The 15087-nt window shown below is 65.4% G+C and carries 18 protein-coding genes; all 18 read right to left on the bottom strand.

Features of this window, described 5'->3' with window-relative positions; translation table 11 throughout:
- On the bottom strand, nucleotides 1-358 hold a 358-nt coding region (locus tag ACFO3Q_RS16990; protein ID WP_377006095.1), incomplete at its 3' end, for a DUF3085 domain-containing protein.
- A 65-nt stretch (nucleotides 359-423) separates the two neighbouring features.
- Nucleotides 424-1221: a hypothetical protein gene (locus ACFO3Q_RS16985; RefSeq protein WP_014159674.1), complete on the bottom strand. Its 798-nt coding sequence runs from the start codon at nucleotides 1219-1221 to the stop codon at nucleotides 424-426.
- Between the two features lie 277 nt (nucleotides 1222-1498).
- Entirely contained in the window at nucleotides 1499-2218 is a 720-nt protein-coding gene (locus tag ACFO3Q_RS16980; RefSeq protein WP_377006093.1) for a DUF5983 family protein, read from the bottom strand.
- A gap of 83 nt (nucleotides 2219-2301) precedes the next feature.
- Nucleotides 2302-3000, bottom strand: coding sequence for a hypothetical protein (locus tag ACFO3Q_RS16975; protein ID WP_377006091.1), 699 nt, complete (start codon nucleotides 2998-3000; stop codon nucleotides 2302-2304).
- A gap of 108 nt (nucleotides 3001-3108) precedes the next feature.
- Entirely contained in the window at nucleotides 3109-3573 is a 465-nt protein-coding gene (locus ACFO3Q_RS16970; protein WP_377006088.1) for a hypothetical protein, read from the bottom strand.
- A 99-nt stretch (nucleotides 3574-3672) separates the two neighbouring features.
- Nucleotides 3673-4065, bottom strand: coding sequence for a hypothetical protein (locus tag ACFO3Q_RS16965; RefSeq protein ID WP_014159678.1), 393 nt, complete (start codon nucleotides 4063-4065; stop codon nucleotides 3673-3675).
- Nucleotides 4066-4090: 25 nt separating this feature from the next.
- Nucleotides 4091-4315, bottom strand: coding sequence for a hypothetical protein (locus tag ACFO3Q_RS16960; protein ID WP_465251340.1), 225 nt, complete (start codon nucleotides 4313-4315; stop codon nucleotides 4091-4093).
- A 900-nt stretch (nucleotides 4316-5215) separates the two neighbouring features.
- Nucleotides 5216-7231, bottom strand: coding sequence for a DNA topoisomerase III (locus ACFO3Q_RS16955; protein WP_377006084.1), 2016 nt, complete (start codon nucleotides 7229-7231; stop codon nucleotides 5216-5218).
- A 295-nt stretch (nucleotides 7232-7526) separates the two neighbouring features.
- Complete coding sequence (locus ACFO3Q_RS16950) at nucleotides 7527-7925, bottom strand: single-stranded DNA-binding protein (RefSeq protein ID WP_014159681.1); 399 nt, start codon at nucleotides 7923-7925, stop codon at nucleotides 7527-7529.
- A gap of 72 nt (nucleotides 7926-7997) precedes the next feature.
- Nucleotides 7998-8546, bottom strand: a complete 549-nt coding sequence (locus ACFO3Q_RS16945; RefSeq protein WP_377006082.1) for a DUF3158 family protein — start codon at nucleotides 8544-8546, stop codon at nucleotides 7998-8000.
- A complete protein-coding gene (locus ACFO3Q_RS16940) occupies nucleotides 8543-9334 on the bottom strand; it encodes a PFL_4669 family integrating conjugative element protein (protein ID WP_377006080.1) in 792 nt (263 codons plus the stop codon). Before ACFO3Q_RS16940 ends, ACFO3Q_RS16945 begins: the two co-directional genes overlap by 4 nt.
- Nucleotides 9335-9515: 181 nt before the next feature.
- A complete protein-coding gene (locus ACFO3Q_RS16935; protein ID WP_377006078.1) occupies nucleotides 9516-10697 on the bottom strand; it encodes an STY4528 family pathogenicity island replication protein in 1182 nt (393 codons plus the stop codon).
- Nucleotides 10698-10701: 4 nt separating this feature from the next.
- Nucleotides 10702-11262, bottom strand: coding sequence for a DUF2857 domain-containing protein (locus ACFO3Q_RS16930; RefSeq protein WP_014159685.1), 561 nt, complete (start codon nucleotides 11260-11262; stop codon nucleotides 10702-10704).
- Between the two features lie 17 nt (nucleotides 11263-11279).
- Nucleotides 11280-12986 carry a ParB family protein gene (locus ACFO3Q_RS16925; protein WP_014159686.1) on the bottom strand — a complete coding sequence of 569 codons (1707 nt, stop codon included), beginning with the start codon at nucleotides 12984-12986 and terminating at the stop codon, nucleotides 11280-11282.
- Nucleotides 12979-13221 carry a type II toxin-antitoxin system HicA family toxin gene (locus tag ACFO3Q_RS16920; RefSeq protein ID WP_377006076.1) on the bottom strand — a complete coding sequence of 81 codons (243 nt, stop codon included), beginning with the start codon at nucleotides 13219-13221 and terminating at the stop codon, nucleotides 12979-12981. Before ACFO3Q_RS16920 ends, ACFO3Q_RS16925 begins: the two co-directional genes overlap by 8 nt.
- Nucleotides 13205-14068, bottom strand: coding sequence for a ParA family protein (locus tag ACFO3Q_RS16915; RefSeq protein WP_014159688.1), 864 nt, complete (start codon nucleotides 14066-14068; stop codon nucleotides 13205-13207). Before ACFO3Q_RS16915 ends, ACFO3Q_RS16920 begins: the two co-directional genes overlap by 17 nt.
- A 35-nt stretch (nucleotides 14069-14103) precedes the next feature.
- Nucleotides 14104-14322, bottom strand: coding sequence for an AlpA family transcriptional regulator (locus tag ACFO3Q_RS16910; protein ID WP_014159689.1), 219 nt, complete (start codon nucleotides 14320-14322; stop codon nucleotides 14104-14106).
- 120 nt (nucleotides 14323-14442) lie between these two features.
- On the bottom strand, nucleotides 14443-14946 hold the full coding sequence (locus tag ACFO3Q_RS16905; RefSeq protein WP_465251338.1) for a hypothetical protein: 504 nt from the start codon (nucleotides 14944-14946) through the stop codon (nucleotides 14443-14445).
- Nucleotides 14947-15087 lie beyond the last annotated feature (141 nt).

Raw genomic sequence — 15087 nt, 5'->3', positions numbered from 1 at the left:
GGCAAGACCAGAAGTTCTCAGCCCTTTTACAACCGTCCGTGATTTCGGGGTAGAACCCGAGGTCGTCCTCGCTGCTCTGGATCCGAGCGAACAGGCGATCCTGCGGATCGAAGTACTCGGCGAAGTCATCTCCGCCCAACTCGACGCGTGCCTGCTCCCACCAGGCGTTGAAGGGATCGACGTCTGGATTGCAGCCGACAGCGTAAGCGACCAGCTTCTGCCGCCCGTCGGGACGCCGCTCTCCGCGCTCGGCTAGGAAGTAGACGCCCTGATCCTTCACCAGGACAACGTGGCACCGGTTGGCCGCGGCTTCAGCGAGCACGGGCCGCAGATTCGCGTTCTTGAATCGAAGAGACATGGTGATCTCCTGAAGATGGGAAAAGAGGGAGGCTTCCCGCCGTGGGGCGGGAAGCGAGGCTGTGATCAGTGCCGGACGGCTTTGCGTCCTGACACGCATTGCACGCGGATGAACCGCCAGGAGCCGTCGTCGATCAGCCGCTCCAGTGTTTCGCCAAGATCGTCGAAGTACACCTCGTCGATCCGATCCACGAGCTCGTCGCCGCGGTGAAGCTCCATCACGTAGACGTCGGCGCCGCGGTCGTACAGCACGGTGACCTGTCCCGCGAACTTTCCAGTAGCGACGGTGAAGCCGATCGCCGGGGGCGTCTCGATGATCTTGTCCGGCGTCGGATCGACCCAGGTGAAGTCCTTCGCGCCCGCATCGACCAGCATGTGAGTGATACGCCGAAAGCCGTCGGGAGCCGGCAACCTCTCCAACTGCTCGATCAGGTCACGCAGTTCGGGGCAGTTCGGCTCCGGGATCGGCAGCTTGGCCGGCGCGCTGCCCAGGATGTAGGTCTGCACCGTGTAAGGCACGCCTTCGGCCGTTCGTTCGGTCCGCTCTTCGGGCGTGTCCGCCCGCAGACCGTCGAAGCGACGCCTGGCATACGGTTCGACATGCACCTTGGCTCCCTCGTCGGGGTCGTCGGTCACGAGCGTCCGGTCGAGCACCGCGAACTCGGCGCGTCCGGTCTTGACGACGACGGCCTCGGCGGTCTTGGCGATGACCTTGCCGTCGAATGGCTTGGGATCGAAAGGGAACCCCAGGGCCGAAACCTTGGGCTGGCCATCGAAGATGTTGAACTTGAAGCTGCGGACGTTGGATGGCACGTGGCCCTGAACCAGCGTCGGCATCTGAGCACGAATGGCTTGGGTATCCATGGGAGACTCCTTGTGGAAAGCCAAGGGACTCCCGCCCGCAAGGGAGGAAAGTCCCTTGTGGGTGATGGACGCGACATGCGCCCGGGGATGAGGAACGACCGACGCGGCGAACCGCGTTGCAGTCTTGAAGGTCTCGACTGCCTGGGATGCTGCCGGCAGCGCCAGCAAACATGCAGGGAGCCTGACGGAATGCGTGGTCGGGATCGGCGGGAAATCGGAACTCCGCCGGCACCGGGTTCTGGAAAAGAAAGAGCCCCCGCGTGGGGGGCTCAGGGGTCTACTCTTCTTCGTACAGCTTCAGGCCTTCCAGTATCGGGGCATCGGCGTCGAACACCAGCACGCGAACGTCTGCCAATGCGGCAAGATGAAGCACCTCGACGAGACATTCCGGCATGCCTTTCTTCCGATGTTCCTGGCGCAGTCGTTCGGCGGAAATGCCTTCGACGTGCTGCAGGTTCTCGTCCGACCAAGGTGTGGCAATCAGCTTTACGCCGATCGCCGGGCTGTACGGAATGCGGAAGGCGACGAACAGGAAGCGGCTCGGCGTCGCGAGATCGGCCAGCTCGGCAAGATAGCGACCCGCCTCCTCGGTGATGTGCGCCGAACTGATTTCCCAGCACCGGCTGTAGAAGCCGGTCTCGAACTTCAGGCGTCGCACCACCTCGCGGGCGGTTGCCTCTGAGTAGGTATCGCCTATGTGCACGGGCTGACCGTCGAAGTCGTCCGCCCCGATGGCATAGGCGACGGTGCGTACGATGCCTTCAGTCTGGCACTGGTTCTCCAGCTCTTCGGGCACCTCCTGCCCTTCGGTGATCAGCGCGAAGTCCTTGCCGATGAGGCAAGGAAACAACGCGACTTGGCCGTCGGGAAGATGCGCCTGGCTGGCGTGTAGCGGCCGCCAAACCGGCGAGCAGTCGTCCTCATACGTGATGAGGAGCGTTCGGACAACGCGCGGGTTCTGATAACCGCGGGAAAATGGGTTGTCGATTTTGGACATGGGATTTGCTCCAGCAAAAGTATGGCTGGGTCAATCCCCTGCTGGGGACTGAATCCCCAGCGGGTGAATGAAGTCGCGGCCGATCAGACGGGCGCGGGTGATGACGCGGTGCCGAGCAGTTGCTCGATGACACGCCTACGCAGGCGATCGCGAATCGATTCCTCGCTGACGCCCGCAAGTAGCGACAGCGTTTCCTTGGCGATCCTGGCGGCGGCCTGGTCGAGGTCGTCGGCGAGAATCGCCTGGCGCAGGTCCAGTCCCAGGTCCAGGGCTTGTCTGGATCCGCTGAATACGCTCAGCTCCCGGCTCAGGAAACAGCCCTCGCCGCCGAACTCGAATAGCCGAGGCTTGCTGCAGTGCCAGCAGCCCTCGAACTGGATGGCGGCCAGGTTGTAGCCGTCGTTGAAGCACGAAGCGATCAGCATCAGCGCTTCCAGGTCCGCCGAATCCTCGAACTGATGGTGTTCCACCAGGTTCTGCAGCTCCGGGTTCTGGTCTGTGCCGAAGTGCTTGGCCAGCACTTCGATGATCGTTCCCATCGGATCATTTTCCGAGTCGTCGTCGTCCGGTACAGGCAGGTCGAGCTGGCTGGCCAGATCGGTCAGGGCCTCCAGCACATCGCTCCACTGCGGGTCGCTGGATTCGGAGAGACGAGCGATGTAAGCCTGCCCGTCGCCGGGGTAGGACTCGTCCAGATCGAAACCGCCGAACAGCGCGGTGATGACGGGTGTGACGCGTTCAAGCATCAGGACGCCGGTGGCGTCGTAGTAGTTGTTGGCCATGGTGGCTCCTTTGGGATGAAAGCGCGGAGCCACGCCCCTGCGGACGATGGCATCCGCAGGGAAAAGCCCGAGGCCGCAAGGCTCCGGGCGGTGAAAGGCCAGCGAGGATCAGTCGCCGAAGTCCGTGGGATCGCCCAGGGTCTTCAACAGGTCGATCAAGCCGCCGTTGGCAAGCTGGTACAGCGCGTTGTAGTCGTCGCCGGTCGGCGCCTGTTCCAGGCGGTCGAGCCGGCCGTCCAGGTCGAGGATGCTCTGGCGTACTTCTCGGGCGAGCACCAGCGCCGATGAGGGTTTCTCGTCATCGTCGGTCTCGCCCAACGCCGCAAGCAAGGCTCTGGGTGACAGCGCATCCCGGAGGGATTCGTACACGCCTGGTGTCTCGATGCGGCAGACCGCTTCGGCCGGGTCGTCGCCAATGGAGAAGCGGGTGATCTCGTCGTCGTCGGCACCTTCGGTGTCGTAGTCGACGATCGCGATCCGCGGAAGCGGGATCGCACCGGACCAATCCTGGACGATGATGGCTTGGACGAGGCCGCCTCCAAGGACGACGGCGATAGAGGGAATTCGGGACATGATCGCTCCTGGGAAAAGAAGGAGGGACATGGCCCCGAACGGGGACGCATGTCCCTCGTGGGGTTGGAAAAGGAAAGGTGCTGGATTGCCGGAGGCGGCTCACCAGCCGGTGTAGTGCAGCGTCAGGTCCGCGATGACCTTGCGCCGCTCCAGATCGAGGCCGCCGAGATCGGACAGACCCTCGAAGCCGCAGCGCTTGAGCATCGCACCGCCTTCGCGGGAGTTGTAGAAGCTCACCATGGCGGAGAGGAACATCCGCTGGCCGCTGCTGAGGACGCCCAGGGCGTCATTGAGCATCAGCATGTTGGGACGCAGATCCCACTTGCTGTTGGCCCGCTGCAGGCCTTCGCGCGTGCCATCGCCGAACCATTCGGCACCGGCGATTTCCGCGCCGCGCTTCCAGGCCTCGAAGAAGGCCTTTGGCGCCTCGGCGAAGTGCCGTTCCTCCAGCGCGATCTGATCAAGTACTTCGATGGGAAGAGACAGGTTCATGAGAGTGCTCCGGGGTGGTTGGATTTCAGGGTTCGAGACGCTGTTGCCATCGCCCGGTCGTCAGGGCGTGGTTGGCCGCTTGATGGGAACGGAAGTACTCGACGGACTCTCGGGAAACGGGGCCGTCGTCGTCGGCGGTGCCGATGTAGTGGCCTGCGGCGCTGTGACGTATCTGCAGCAGCAGGCGCTTGCCCGTGTAGGCCAAGGCGAGATAGCCGATGGATTCGGCACGGGCTTGTGCAGCGCTCAATGACGCTGGTGTGGAGGCAAGGGGCATGGCTTCTCCTGGCTGAGGGAGCGGGAGGCCATGTCCTGACGGGCATGGAACTTCCGTGGAGGTGGACAAGAAGGCATCGGCGTCGGGATGGACGCTCGTCCGCAATACGATGCGAAGCGGACTGGTTCGGTCATGCGGGGGAACCGCATCGCAGCCTGGAAGACCGAGGCTGCTGGCATGGTGCTGACAGGAGTCAGCGACGCATGGGCACAGGATTGGGCGTGCGCGCGTGCGCGTCATTCAGCAATCGGGACTGGCTGCCTCCCGATTGCCGGTTCGCAAGAATTCGGTTCGCGCGCCCGCCAGTGGTCGGTCGGGATGGGGTGCACTCGGTGTCGGCCGCTCGACGACAGGGGGCGTGCCAGGTTCGTCGGTCCCGCGTTTCTGGAAGGCAGGAGAAAGGCGCCGAAGGCTTGCGCCTTCGGCGACGGAGGAAGAAACCACCCGTGGGCTGTCGCAGGGACTTGGCCGTCGGTGGAGCCTGTCGCTGCATCAGCAGTCGCACCCGACCCATGTCGTGGCTGGGGTCGAAATTCTTCGGCACACATCCGTGCACAAAGGGAGCCCGTTGTTTCACCGGCGGGCACCGGCACTGATTACCGTCGACCCGAGGGGTCTCCCGACGACTCGCATCACGCTGGAAGCGGCAAGCCTTCGGGGGACCCCTCGCGGTGGACGCAACGACGCCGATCATGGGAACCGCGCAGATGCGATTCGAGGAGCAAGGGCCTTCTCGTCCCGCGGGCCGTGGGGCATGGCGGGACGCGCACACCGTTGCAGAAGGTGACGCGCGCTGGGGAGTCCCGCGGGGTGCGCGGGCGTTGGGCCATGCCGCCGGTGGAACGGCTGGCGCGGCGCGGGGTTCGTGGAGCGTCAGGACGCCTTGGGTGCGGTGCGCCGCTTGCGCGGCGCGCTGCGCTTGCCGCCGGTCGCGGATTCGATGGCCATCGTGCCCTTGCAGTCCGGATAGCGGCTACAGGACCAGAAGGCACCGCTCTTGCCCGTGCGCTGGCGCATCGGCGAGCCGCATTGCGGACAGGCTGGCGCGGGTGGCAGTTGGATGGAGAGCGTTGCGGTGCGGTATTGCTGCACGAGCTGGGCGACCCAGGCGGATTGCTTGGCGATGAAGGCGTCCAGCGTCATCTGCCGCGCTTCGATCATGTCCAGCGCCTGTTCCCACACGGCGGTCGTGCCCGGATCTGCGATCGCTGGCGGCACCGCGTCGATCAGGGTGAAGGCCGCATCGGAAGCCCGGATCGCGCGGCCCTTCTTCAGCAGATAGCCGCGGCCCAGCAGTCCGTTGATGATGTTGGCGCGCGTGGCCTCGGTGCCGATGCCGGTGGTGTCCTTGAGCTTCTGCTTGAGCCGCGGGTCGGTGACCAGCCTGGCGACGCCCTTCATGGCCTTGACCAGCTCGCCCTGCGTGTACGGCTTGGGCGGCAGGGTCTTCAATGCCTTCAGATCGACGGCGCCGATGGGGCATGACAAGCCGGCGTGCAGCGCGGGCAGCACCTGGCTGCGCTGTGCGTCCTCGTCCGGTTCGTCCGGTGCCGGCGCCGCCAGCACCTGGCGCCAGCCGGTCACGACAATCTGCTTGCCGACCGCGGTGAGCGACTGGCCGGCGCACGCGAACTGCGCCACGGTGCGGTCGAACTCGTGATGCGGCAGGAACTGTGCGAGGTAGTGGGCGCGGATCAGTCGGTAGACGGCCAGCTCCTTGTCGTTCAGGGCCGATAGGTTCGCCGGTTCGAGCGTTGGAATGATGCCGTGGTGCGCCGTGACCTTGGCGTCGTTCCATGCGCGCGAGCGCTGATGGGGATCGAGCTTGGCGACCAGCGGGCGAAGGCTTGGATCGGTCTTGACCAGGCTGTCGAGTACGGTCGGCACTTCGGCCAGCATGTTCTCGGGCAGATAGCCCGAATCCGAGCGAGGATAGGTCGTGGCCTTGTGCGTCTCGTAGAGGGACTGCGCGATGTCCAGCGTCTCCTGCACGTCCAGCCCAAGCTGCTTGGAACACACTTCCTGAAGCGTTCCCAGGTCGAACGGCAGCGGCGGTCCCTCGCGCATGCGCTCGGTCTCGACGGACACCACTTGCGCGCTGACGGCCGCGCGCATGCGTTCGTCCGCCTGCTGCGCGACGGGCTGCTGCAGGCAGCGCCCGGCGTCGTCGGTGCAACCCGCCGGAGGCGTCCAGTTGGCCACGAAGGACTGGCCGGCATGAGCCAGCAACACCTCGATCGTCCAGAACGGCACGGAGACGAAGCGCGCGATCTCGCGGTCGCGGTCCACGACGAGCTTCAGCGTCGGCGTCTGCACGCGACCGACCGACAGCACGCCGGAATAGCCGGCCTGGCGCCCGAGCACAGTGAATAGCCGGCTCAGGTTCATGCCGATCAGCCAGTCGGCGCGCGAGCGCGCCAGGGCCGAGTAGTACAGCGGCAACGTCTCGCCGGACGGCTTGAGCGCGCCGAGTGCCTTGCGGATCGACGCATCGTTGAGCGCGGACAACCACAGCCGTTGGATCGGGCCGCGGTAGCCGCAGTAGTCGATCAGCTCGCGGGCGATCATCTCGCCCTCGCGATCGGCGTCGGTCGCGATCACCAGATCGGTGGCCTGTGCCAGCAGCTGCTTGACGACCTTGAACTGCGTGGCGGTCTTGGCCTTGACCACGACCTGCCAGTGCTGGGGAATGATGGGCAGCGGTTCCAGCGCCCATCGCTTGTACTGCTCACCGTAGGCTTCCGGGGGAGCGGTCTCGATCAGATGGCCGATGCCCCAGGTCACGCCGAGGCCAGAGCCGGTGTAGCAGCCGTTGCCTCGCTGCGTGGCGCCCAGGACGCGGGCGATGTCCTTGCCCTGGGAAGGCTTCTCGCACAGAACCACGCGCATGAAGCCTCCTGATGTGCGTGAGGGTCATTGAATGACCGTCAGCATTCCCCGGCAGCCGCGAATGTGGCAGCAAACAACACGGCAGCGGGGGATCCCAGGTTCTGCTGGCGCAAGCGCGCCGTCATCCAGGCTGCGGCCGCAGTGCACGGGCCTGCACGGTCCGGAAGCGTCTGCTTCGGCGCTGGCGCAGCGCTCCATGGACGCCAGTGGAACTATCCCCTGGGGATAGGGCGCGTCCGGGCGCTGCGAAGAAGTGGAGCAGCTCTCCGCGAGCGCGGCGCTGCTCCACCGGGTTTCACGTGGCGTCCGGGTCCGGATCGGTGCTGGCCGGCTTGGCGCTGAGCTTCACGGACTCCACGCGGAACGGCAGGATGCCGACGCGGCGCGCTTCGATCTTGAACGTGGTGCGCTCGTTCTCCTCGGCATCTTCCCACTCGTCCTTGACCGTGCGGCCCTCGACCAGCACCCGCATCCCCTTCTGATACAGGGTCTGCCAATGCTCGGCATCGCGATGCCACAGTTCGACCGGCGCCCAATAGCCGCCGCGGTCCTCGTAGCCGTCCTTGGTCGGGACGGGGTTGTCGAAGTAGACGTTCAGGCGCAGCAGCCTGCGCGGCTCCTCGTTGCCGTGGGGGAACTCCCGGAAATCCGGCGCAGAACCGATGTTGCCTTCGCCGACGAAATGCGTGCTCATGTGTGGACTCCTGTGGTGGTGGGAATGACCTGCGCTACCGTGGTTGGCGCAGTGGCTGGGGGTCGAAGTCGGTCAGGTGTGCGCTGCGCCGTTCGACGCGGGCTGGGATGCAGCGGTCCCGCTGCGGCGCTGGTAGACCGCATGCGCCTGGTCGAGCTTGCTGGCGCAGTCGACGGCTTGCCGGCCCAGGGTATGCAGCAGGCTGATCTGCATGTTCAGCACGACGCGCTGGACCTCCATCGCGAACAGGTCGTCGATCAGGGTGTCCGGCGTGGCGGGGCTCTCCATCAGCTCCTGCCACAGGGCCACGCCCATCGCGGAGCGGTCCTGCCTGCGCCAGCGCAGGAAGACGGTGCCTGCGCCAGTGGTTTGCTGGGCCAGTTGAATGGGCAGCAGGCGGAAGGGATAGGTGCCGGCCTGCGCCAGCACGCGCCGCTGCGCCAGTTCGATCAGCCCGTCCCGCAGCGCGTGGCACTGGCCGGCCCAGTCCTGAAGGGTCCTCTTACCCTTAAAGGGTCTTAAAAGGCCTTTTAGAGAGGCTGCGTGTTCCAGTTGCTGGAAGTCCGCCTGTTCCAGATTGAAGAAGCGCCGGGGAGCGCTCGCGTCGAGGGAGGGCTTCATGCTGGCTCACCCCCATCGGCTTCTGACGGCGTTGCCCCCGGTTCGGCGCGGTCATCCTCGTTCGATTCGTGCTCGTCCACCGCCGCCGAGCGGCGCGATGGCGACGACGACAGTGGGGAGCGACGCGCGATGGGAGGGGCGTAGCGCGAACGGCGCGTGCCTTCGAGAACGTCCTGTGGCAGCTCTCCATACTTCTCGACTGCGGCACGCGCGGCGGCGTTCTTGGCGGCGAAGTCATCGCGCGTGCAGCCGGAATAGCGGTACTGCTGCGCCAGCGAGAACAGGCTGCGCAGCGCATGGGCGCCCTCATTGAGCCAGCGCTCCAGCGTCGAGCGATCGATCAGCGCGGTGTGATGGGCCAGGATCAGCTTCCGCGCCAGGTCGTCGTAGTCCGCCAGCAGGTAGACGGCCATGAAGCCGAGCTGGGCGTTGACGAACAAGGGCAGCTTGACCGGCTGTACGTTGAGGTTCTCACCCAGCGACAGCGCTGGCGGCACGTCCGAGAGCGCTTGGTCGACCTGCTCGCGCAGCGTCTGCAAGCTGGCTTTGGTTTGCGCGAGCTTGTCTTCGATCCGAAGCATCCACCAGTCGCTATACGGATCGTCCTGCTCGGCGCCGCGCTTCATTTTGTTCATGACGGCGATGTAGCCGTTGAGGCCGACGATGCCGGGCCGGCCTTCTGCAGCAGCGCGGCCGTGCCAGATGCGCGAGGCATGATGGGTGTGCAGCGTCAGTGACATCGCACTGCGCAGCGACCCGAGATTGAGTTGCAAGGGTTCGTTGGCCATGGAGACGACTCACAGTTGGTGAACGAGTTGCGAGCATCCCGGCGAGCAGGAAGGCCGTCAGTCAACAAAGCGCACTAGCGCCCCGCCAGTTTCCGGTCGCGGAAGGCAAGCTGTTCCAACTATCCCCAGGGGATAGCTCCAGGGAGAGCCAAGGCGGTCTGATCACGCGGACGAAACGCCGTCACGACTTGCTCAACAACGATCGCAGCTCCGACAGGCGGGCCTGGACGACTTCGGGACTCGCCGGTTTGGCGGCGGGTGCGGGATTGCCGGCGTGCTTGGCGGCGCCGGATTCGGCGTCTGATTGGCCTGCCCACGCCTTGAACTCCCCGCGGATCGCCTTCTGGATGATGCCGAACAGGTAGCCCGCAGGATTGCGCACCGTGCTGCCCCGGCAGCGCGCATTCCATTCGTCGAGCACGGACTGGCGCAGGTCGGCGTCGACCTGCTGCAGGGCCACCAGCGCGCCGGCCTGCTGCTCGTGTTTCAGGTACCCGAAGCGTTCGGGCAGGCGGAGGTTCTGCAACGCGCGCGGTACTGTACGTACTTCATTTATACGACTACTCAGTACTTCAGTACGGTCCTGCTTCGGATTCCGAAGAGAGGCGGATTCGCCGGGTTTCCCGCCTGCTTCGGAATCGGAAGACGGCTGCGATCGGTTCCGAAGAGGGGGTGCGGCGCCTTCTTCGGATTCCTGGTCCGCTTGATCCTGTGGATAAGTCTCTTGCTCGTCGGCGGGCTGTCGGGCCATGCGCTGTGCCAGCACTTGGAGACGTGTTGGCAGCACGCGGCCGTTGAGCAAGGGATCATCGGTCAGTTCGCGCAGCGCCTGCTGTCCTACGCGCTGAACGGCCTTGCTCGCATGGGTCAGGGCCTGGCTGATCAGCTCCAGGTAGCCCGAGTCGAGCTGCATGGCCTCGAACGGGCTCAACGGTTCGTCGTGCAGCACGTACAGGTTGCCGAGGATGCGACCGCTTCTGGCGTCGCGCCGCCGGCGCACCAGGCTGAACCAGCGCGTGAGCCGCAACACCGTCAAGGCGCGTGCGACGGTTTCGTGGGACGCTTTCGGCACGCAGGGCATCGAGGTCAGCCATGGGCGCAGTTGCTCGTAGGTCGGCCACGCAGTCAGGCCGTCGTCGTTGAGCATCAAGCGACACACCTGCCAGGCGTTGCGCTCCAATGGCGTGAGCCGTCGATCGAAGAACAAGGCTCGCGGCACCGCCTCGTGGCGATTGCCACTGAACAGAAAGCCGTCTTGGGGGCCGCTGTCGCGGGTGCGCGCAGCTTCCAGGCGCTGCAAGGCGCCGTCGAGGATGGTCGATAGCGAAACGGGGCCAGTCGCGTCAGAGCGTGGCGTCGTCATGGGCCTACACCAGCCCTTGATCGATCCAGCTCCGTATCGCGGCCCAGAGCACCGACATGGGCAAGGACAGCGACTCGGCCAGGTCCATCGTCAACGTCAGCATCGCGCTTTCGTCATCCAGTGCGATGCCGCGCTCCGCGATGGCGGGCTTCCAGCGATGCCACAGGGCAGTCTCCTGCTCCTCGTTCAGCACCGGGTGCCGACCCTTGCGCTTCGGTAGCCCCAGGATCTCGCGCCGCAAGGCGACTTCCTGGTGGGTGAGTCCATAGAACTTGCTGACCATCTCGGTACTGGCACCGAGTCTGAGCATGCGATCGACCGTGCTGATCTCGTGCTCAATGTCGTGCATCTGGCTGACCAGCCGCCACAGCATGTCTTGGTTCACCTTGACCGTGCACCAGGGCACGCGCGCGTTGGCCAACAGCGCGACCAACGCCGGCTGCTTGAGCACGTCCAGCTCGCGCTCTCCGAACCCCATCGCCAGGCAGCGGCGCAGTTGGCCGTTGCGCAGGTCGTGCAGGGCCTGGGCGACAACAGCTTGGTTCAAGGGATGGGGTGCCGTCATGATCGCCTCCGATCCGATCAGCCCGAGGATGCGTCGCTGGCGTCTGCTTCCAGGTCCAACAGGCGACGCGCCAGCCGCAACAGGCGAAAGAGCTTGACCAGCCCGGTATCGCTGAGCCGAGGCATGGTGGCGGGCGCGCTTCCCAGCAGCAGCGTGCCGAGCGCCGTTTCCAGGGGGAACGGGTCGCGCCGCGCGCCGGCAGGTGGTTCAGCGCCATGGCCCATGGCCTGCAGCAGGGCCAGCACCGCCCGGCCGAACGGCGGCAGCGCGGCCGTGCGGGGAGCGAGGCATACGAAACCGAGACCGGCGTCCGACGCGCCGATGCAGTCGGCCAGCTGCGCCTCCTCGGCGATCTCGCGGGCAAACTGCGCGATGTGCGTGCGCAATCCTTCGGGCGTGTCCAGTCCCGGCTCGATGTACCAAACGTCGGTGATGGGAAAGAGACCGCCGGCCTGGACTGGAATGGCGCGCAGCACGTTATCGCGGAAGTCCGGCCGGTCTTCGCCGGTGTGCTCGGCGACCAGCTGTTGAATCGCCTGCAGCCGTTCGGTGCTGGTCGCCGGCGAGACGATGTGGTCTTGCAGCCGCTGGTTCTCTTCGTCCTCGGGTGCTGCCTGTGCCGGAGGAAGCATCGGCGGCGCTTCGGGTGGCGGCGCCTGCTTGGCTGCTGGCCTCGGCTGGCTCTCCTTCGAGGCTTCGCCTGTCTGCCGGCTTGGCGGCGCTGCCGCTGTCCCGGGTGGTGGTGCCGACGCGGGTAGTTGAGACGCAGATGCAGGATTCGATGACGACGGTGGCGCCGGTGTTTCCGCCGGCAACGTCGGCGGGCTGTTCACCGCGCGCTGTCGGCCTTCGACGTTGACGATATCCAGTTCCAGCGCGTTGTAATCGATGCCGAGCAGGTCCGACATCTGGCCGATCAATTCGTCCTGAACGCGCTGTGCGGTGAAATCGTCGGGCTGTGCGTCGAACTGCGCCAGGACCTCGTGGAACAGCGTGTCGAAGTCGGTCGGCTGCACCTTGCCGTGTACGCGCGTCTCCCAGGCCCACTCGGCGGCCTTGCGCAGGACCGCCAGCCGCTCGACCTGATGCCGGCCAAGTCCGCCGTAGAGCACATTGGGGATCGCGGGCAGCAGGTAGCGCACAGTGTCCTGCATCCGGCTGATGTGCGACTGCTGGATCGGATAGCCGTCTGCGGCAAGACGGCGGGCGAGTTCGGACTGCGACAGCGGCTTGCCGACTTCCTGTTCGTACAGCTCGCGCGCCTTCTCGATGCCAAGGGCACGTTCGATGAACGTGAGGCCGCCATGCAGTTCGTTCTCGGCCAGGTGGCCGGTCAGCGCGATGATCTCGCCGCGTTCAGGCCAGGGCCTGAACAGGCACGAGATGCGGAAGAAGCGCTCGTCCTTCGTCTCCGACCACAGCTCGCGCAGGATCGCCAGCCGCGTGTTGCCGCCATTGCGGATGATGTAGTGGTCGGCGTCGGGCCGCCGGGTGATCGGTGGCGGCGCGTCCAGGCCGCGCTCACGGATCGACGCCTTGATTTCGTCGTAAAGCGGATTGCGGGTGATGCGTGGATCCAGCTCGTAGGAGCGCAGTTCGTCGAGCGTCACGACCATCGGCGTGTCCGCGATGGGATCGCTCAATGCCCGCGCGACGGGGCTTTGTCGTTGGAAGCCCTCGGCCAGGAGCTTCGAGGCCATGTCGGCTGGCGTCAGGTCAGCCATGGCCGTCTCCTGGCGCGCTTGCCTGCCGATCGGCACGTCGGAGCTGGGCGCGCGCGTTGCGCGCGGCGCGGTGGTCGCTTGCGGTGGAGCCGGTATAGATCGGCGGCAGGCCCGGCTTCGTGAATTTCAGATGGCCGCCGGGCGTCCGCACGACGTCCCAGCCCTCGCGCAGCGCGAAGTCGATCAGGCCGCGAAGCTGCTTGTGCCCACGCGTCAGGTCATGGGCGCTGGACACGGCCTGTCTCCTTCGGCGTTTTCCCGTCGACCTGGCTGAAAGCCTCCCGCCATTGGGGGAGCAGCTCGCAGGCAACCGCCCGGATCGTCTCCAGCGCGGAAGGCGCGCTGCGTCCGGTGGGGCGCCGGTTCTCTACGCGATGGACGGGCAAGCCCTGCGTCGCCGCGCGCGGATAGGCTTCGATCGCCGGAATGGCCGTGTCCAGCACGCGCACGTCGCTGCGTCCCTCGAATATCTGGCGCAATGCCTGCTGGATCACGCGGGCGTTGGCCGATACCGGATGCACGCGGTTGATCAGCAGGTTCAGCGGGGGCGGCTTGATGCCCAGGTGCCGGTAGGGGGCGATGTCCTCGATCAGTTGCAATGTCCCCCGGCGCAGCTCGCGCGCCGCGAGAATCTCGGGTGTCACTGGCGACAGCGCCACGTCCGAGGCCAGCACGGCCATCTCCAGCAGCGCACTGCGCGCGCCCTGCGTGTCGAGCAGCACCAGGTCGTAGCTCGCCTGGAATGCGGGCAGCAGATGCCGCAGGCGCAGGCGCCCATCGGGCGCGTGCAGCAGCAGCGTGTTCAACTGCCCCCTGTCGTCGTTGGAGAGCACCAAGCTGAGGCCGTCGATGCAGGTATGGGAGACGAGCCGCTCCAGGTTCTGTTCGTTGAACGCGAGCAGTTCGTAGATCCCACAGGGCGCCCGATGCATAAGCGGGTAGTAGCTCGATAGCGTGGGTTGCACGTCAAGGTCGAGCAACAGGACGCGCAGGCCAGCGTCCGCGGCGAAACCGCCCAGATTCGCGGTCGTCGTGGTCTTGCCAACGCCGCCCTTGGTGGAAATGATGGAGATGACTAACATCGTCTCGCTCCTCGTCGTATGGGTGAAGGGCGAGTTCAGACGCGCTGTTTTCGGCGCTCGGCGATCCACTGCTCTACTTCGAGTGAATCCCAACCGACGGCACGAATCCCGAGGCGAATGGCTTTCGGGAACTTGCCGGCTCTCATCAGGTTGTAGAGGTGCGCGCGCTTGAATCCAGTCTTGGCTTCAACTTCGTCGCGACGCAGGATGCGATGCTCGACCGCGGGGAGCGGGAGGGGTGTTTCCTCCGACATGGAGTCACTCCTTAGCGCTCAGGAGCGCTTGTTAGGGTGACTCGTAATTGAATAGACCAAGACGAGGATAACCACCGCAAATGCGGTTTCCGCGACCGCAGATACGGGCTTGCATTGCTGTCAGTTGGCCGATCGCAGCTTCCGGCGTGCCTGAGCAAACTTGGCTTGCAGCGTCCGCTCGGCGATGCCCATGAGATTCCCGTGGTGCGCGATCAGGGCGCTGATCACCGCTTCCTGGCTGGTGAAGCGGGAGTAAGGAGTTCCAGACGGCGTGTGCCCGAGCATCACTTCCAGCAATGCGCCGACGATGTTCAAATAGGTCGCCTCGGCTCGATCGCTGAGCGGACAAAGCGCGCAGGAGGCAGTAGGCGCGTCCTGCTTCTTCAGTTGGTCTTGCAGCGCCTGCACTTGGTGCCGGCACAGATCCAGTTGAGACTTCAGAGCCTCGCGCTCCACCAGGAGTGCCTGGCCGGCCTCGACCGTGATGACCGGATGGACAACTCGCTCGGCACGGGAGAAGAGAAATGCTGGTCGTTGGCCCGGATAGGTGTGAGCCATCCAGCGCTTGAGGTCGACATGGCGAATGGTGAGGTCGGGCGAATCCCATAAGGACTCGTCGTGCATCGTGATGCCGTTTTGCCCGTAGGGCAATTCGCCATGAATGATCGCATCGTAGATGCGATCGGTGCACAGGCGTAGCTCGTTGGGGTTCTACCCCGAAATCACGGACGGTTGTAAAAGGGCTGAGAACTTCTGGTCTTGCCT

Origin of the sequence: Coralloluteibacterium thermophilum, assembly GCF_042654365.1 — a bacterium.
Taxonomy (GTDB): Bacteria; Pseudomonadota; Gammaproteobacteria; order Xanthomonadales; family Xanthomonadaceae; genus Coralloluteibacterium; species Coralloluteibacterium thermophilum.
Note: the sequence above shows the minus strand (reverse complement) of the source record. Positions and strands in the feature narration are given on the sequence as shown.

Excerpts from the sequence above, each read along its gene's own strand:
- ACFO3Q_RS16985 (WP_014159674.1), bottom strand. The coding sequence starts at position 1,221 with ATGGATACCCAAGCCATTCGTGCTCAGATGCCGACGCTGGTTCAGGGC.
- ACFO3Q_RS16980 (WP_377006093.1), bottom strand. The coding sequence starts at position 2,218 with ATGTCCAAAATCGACAACCCATTTTCCCGCGGTTATCAGAACCCGCGC.
- ACFO3Q_RS16975 (WP_377006091.1), bottom strand. The coding sequence starts at position 3,000 with ATGGCCAACAACTACTACGACGCCACCGGCGTCCTGATGCTTGAACGC.
- ACFO3Q_RS16970 (WP_377006088.1), bottom strand. The coding sequence starts at position 3,573 with ATGTCCCGAATTCCCTCTATCGCCGTCGTCCTTGGAGGCGGCCTCGTC.
- ACFO3Q_RS16965 (WP_014159678.1), bottom strand. The coding sequence starts at position 4,065 with ATGAACCTGTCTCTTCCCATCGAAGTACTTGATCAGATCGCGCTGGAG.
- ACFO3Q_RS16955 (WP_377006084.1), bottom strand. The coding sequence starts at position 7,231 with ATGCGCGTGGTTCTGTGCGAGAAGCCTTCCCAGGGCAAGGACATCGCC.
- ACFO3Q_RS16950 (WP_014159681.1), bottom strand. The coding sequence starts at position 7,925 with ATGAGCACGCATTTCGTCGGCGAAGGCAACATCGGTTCTGCGCCGGAT.
- ACFO3Q_RS16945 (WP_377006082.1), bottom strand. The coding sequence starts at position 8,546 with ATGAAGCCCTCCCTCGACGCGAGCGCTCCCCGGCGCTTCTTCAATCTG.
- ACFO3Q_RS16940 (WP_377006080.1), bottom strand. The coding sequence starts at position 9,334 with ATGGCCAACGAACCCTTGCAACTCAATCTCGGGTCGCTGCGCAGTGCG.
- ACFO3Q_RS16935 (WP_377006078.1), bottom strand. The coding sequence starts at position 10,697 with ATGACGACGCCACGCTCTGACGCGACTGGCCCCGTTTCGCTATCGACC.
- ACFO3Q_RS16930 (WP_014159685.1), bottom strand. The coding sequence starts at position 11,262 with ATGACGGCACCCCATCCCTTGAACCAAGCTGTTGTCGCCCAGGCCCTG.
- ACFO3Q_RS16925 (WP_014159686.1), bottom strand. The coding sequence starts at position 12,986 with ATGGCTGACCTGACGCCAGCCGACATGGCCTCGAAGCTCCTGGCCGAG.
- ACFO3Q_RS16915 (WP_014159688.1), bottom strand. The coding sequence starts at position 14,068 with ATGTTAGTCATCTCCATCATTTCCACCAAGGGCGGCGTTGGCAAGACC.
- ACFO3Q_RS16910 (WP_014159689.1), bottom strand. The coding sequence starts at position 14,322 with ATGTCGGAGGAAACACCCCTCCCGCTCCCCGCGGTCGAGCATCGCATC.
- ACFO3Q_RS16905 (WP_465251338.1), bottom strand. The coding sequence starts at position 14,946 with ATGCACGACGAGTCCTTATGGGATTCGCCCGACCTCACCATTCGCCAT.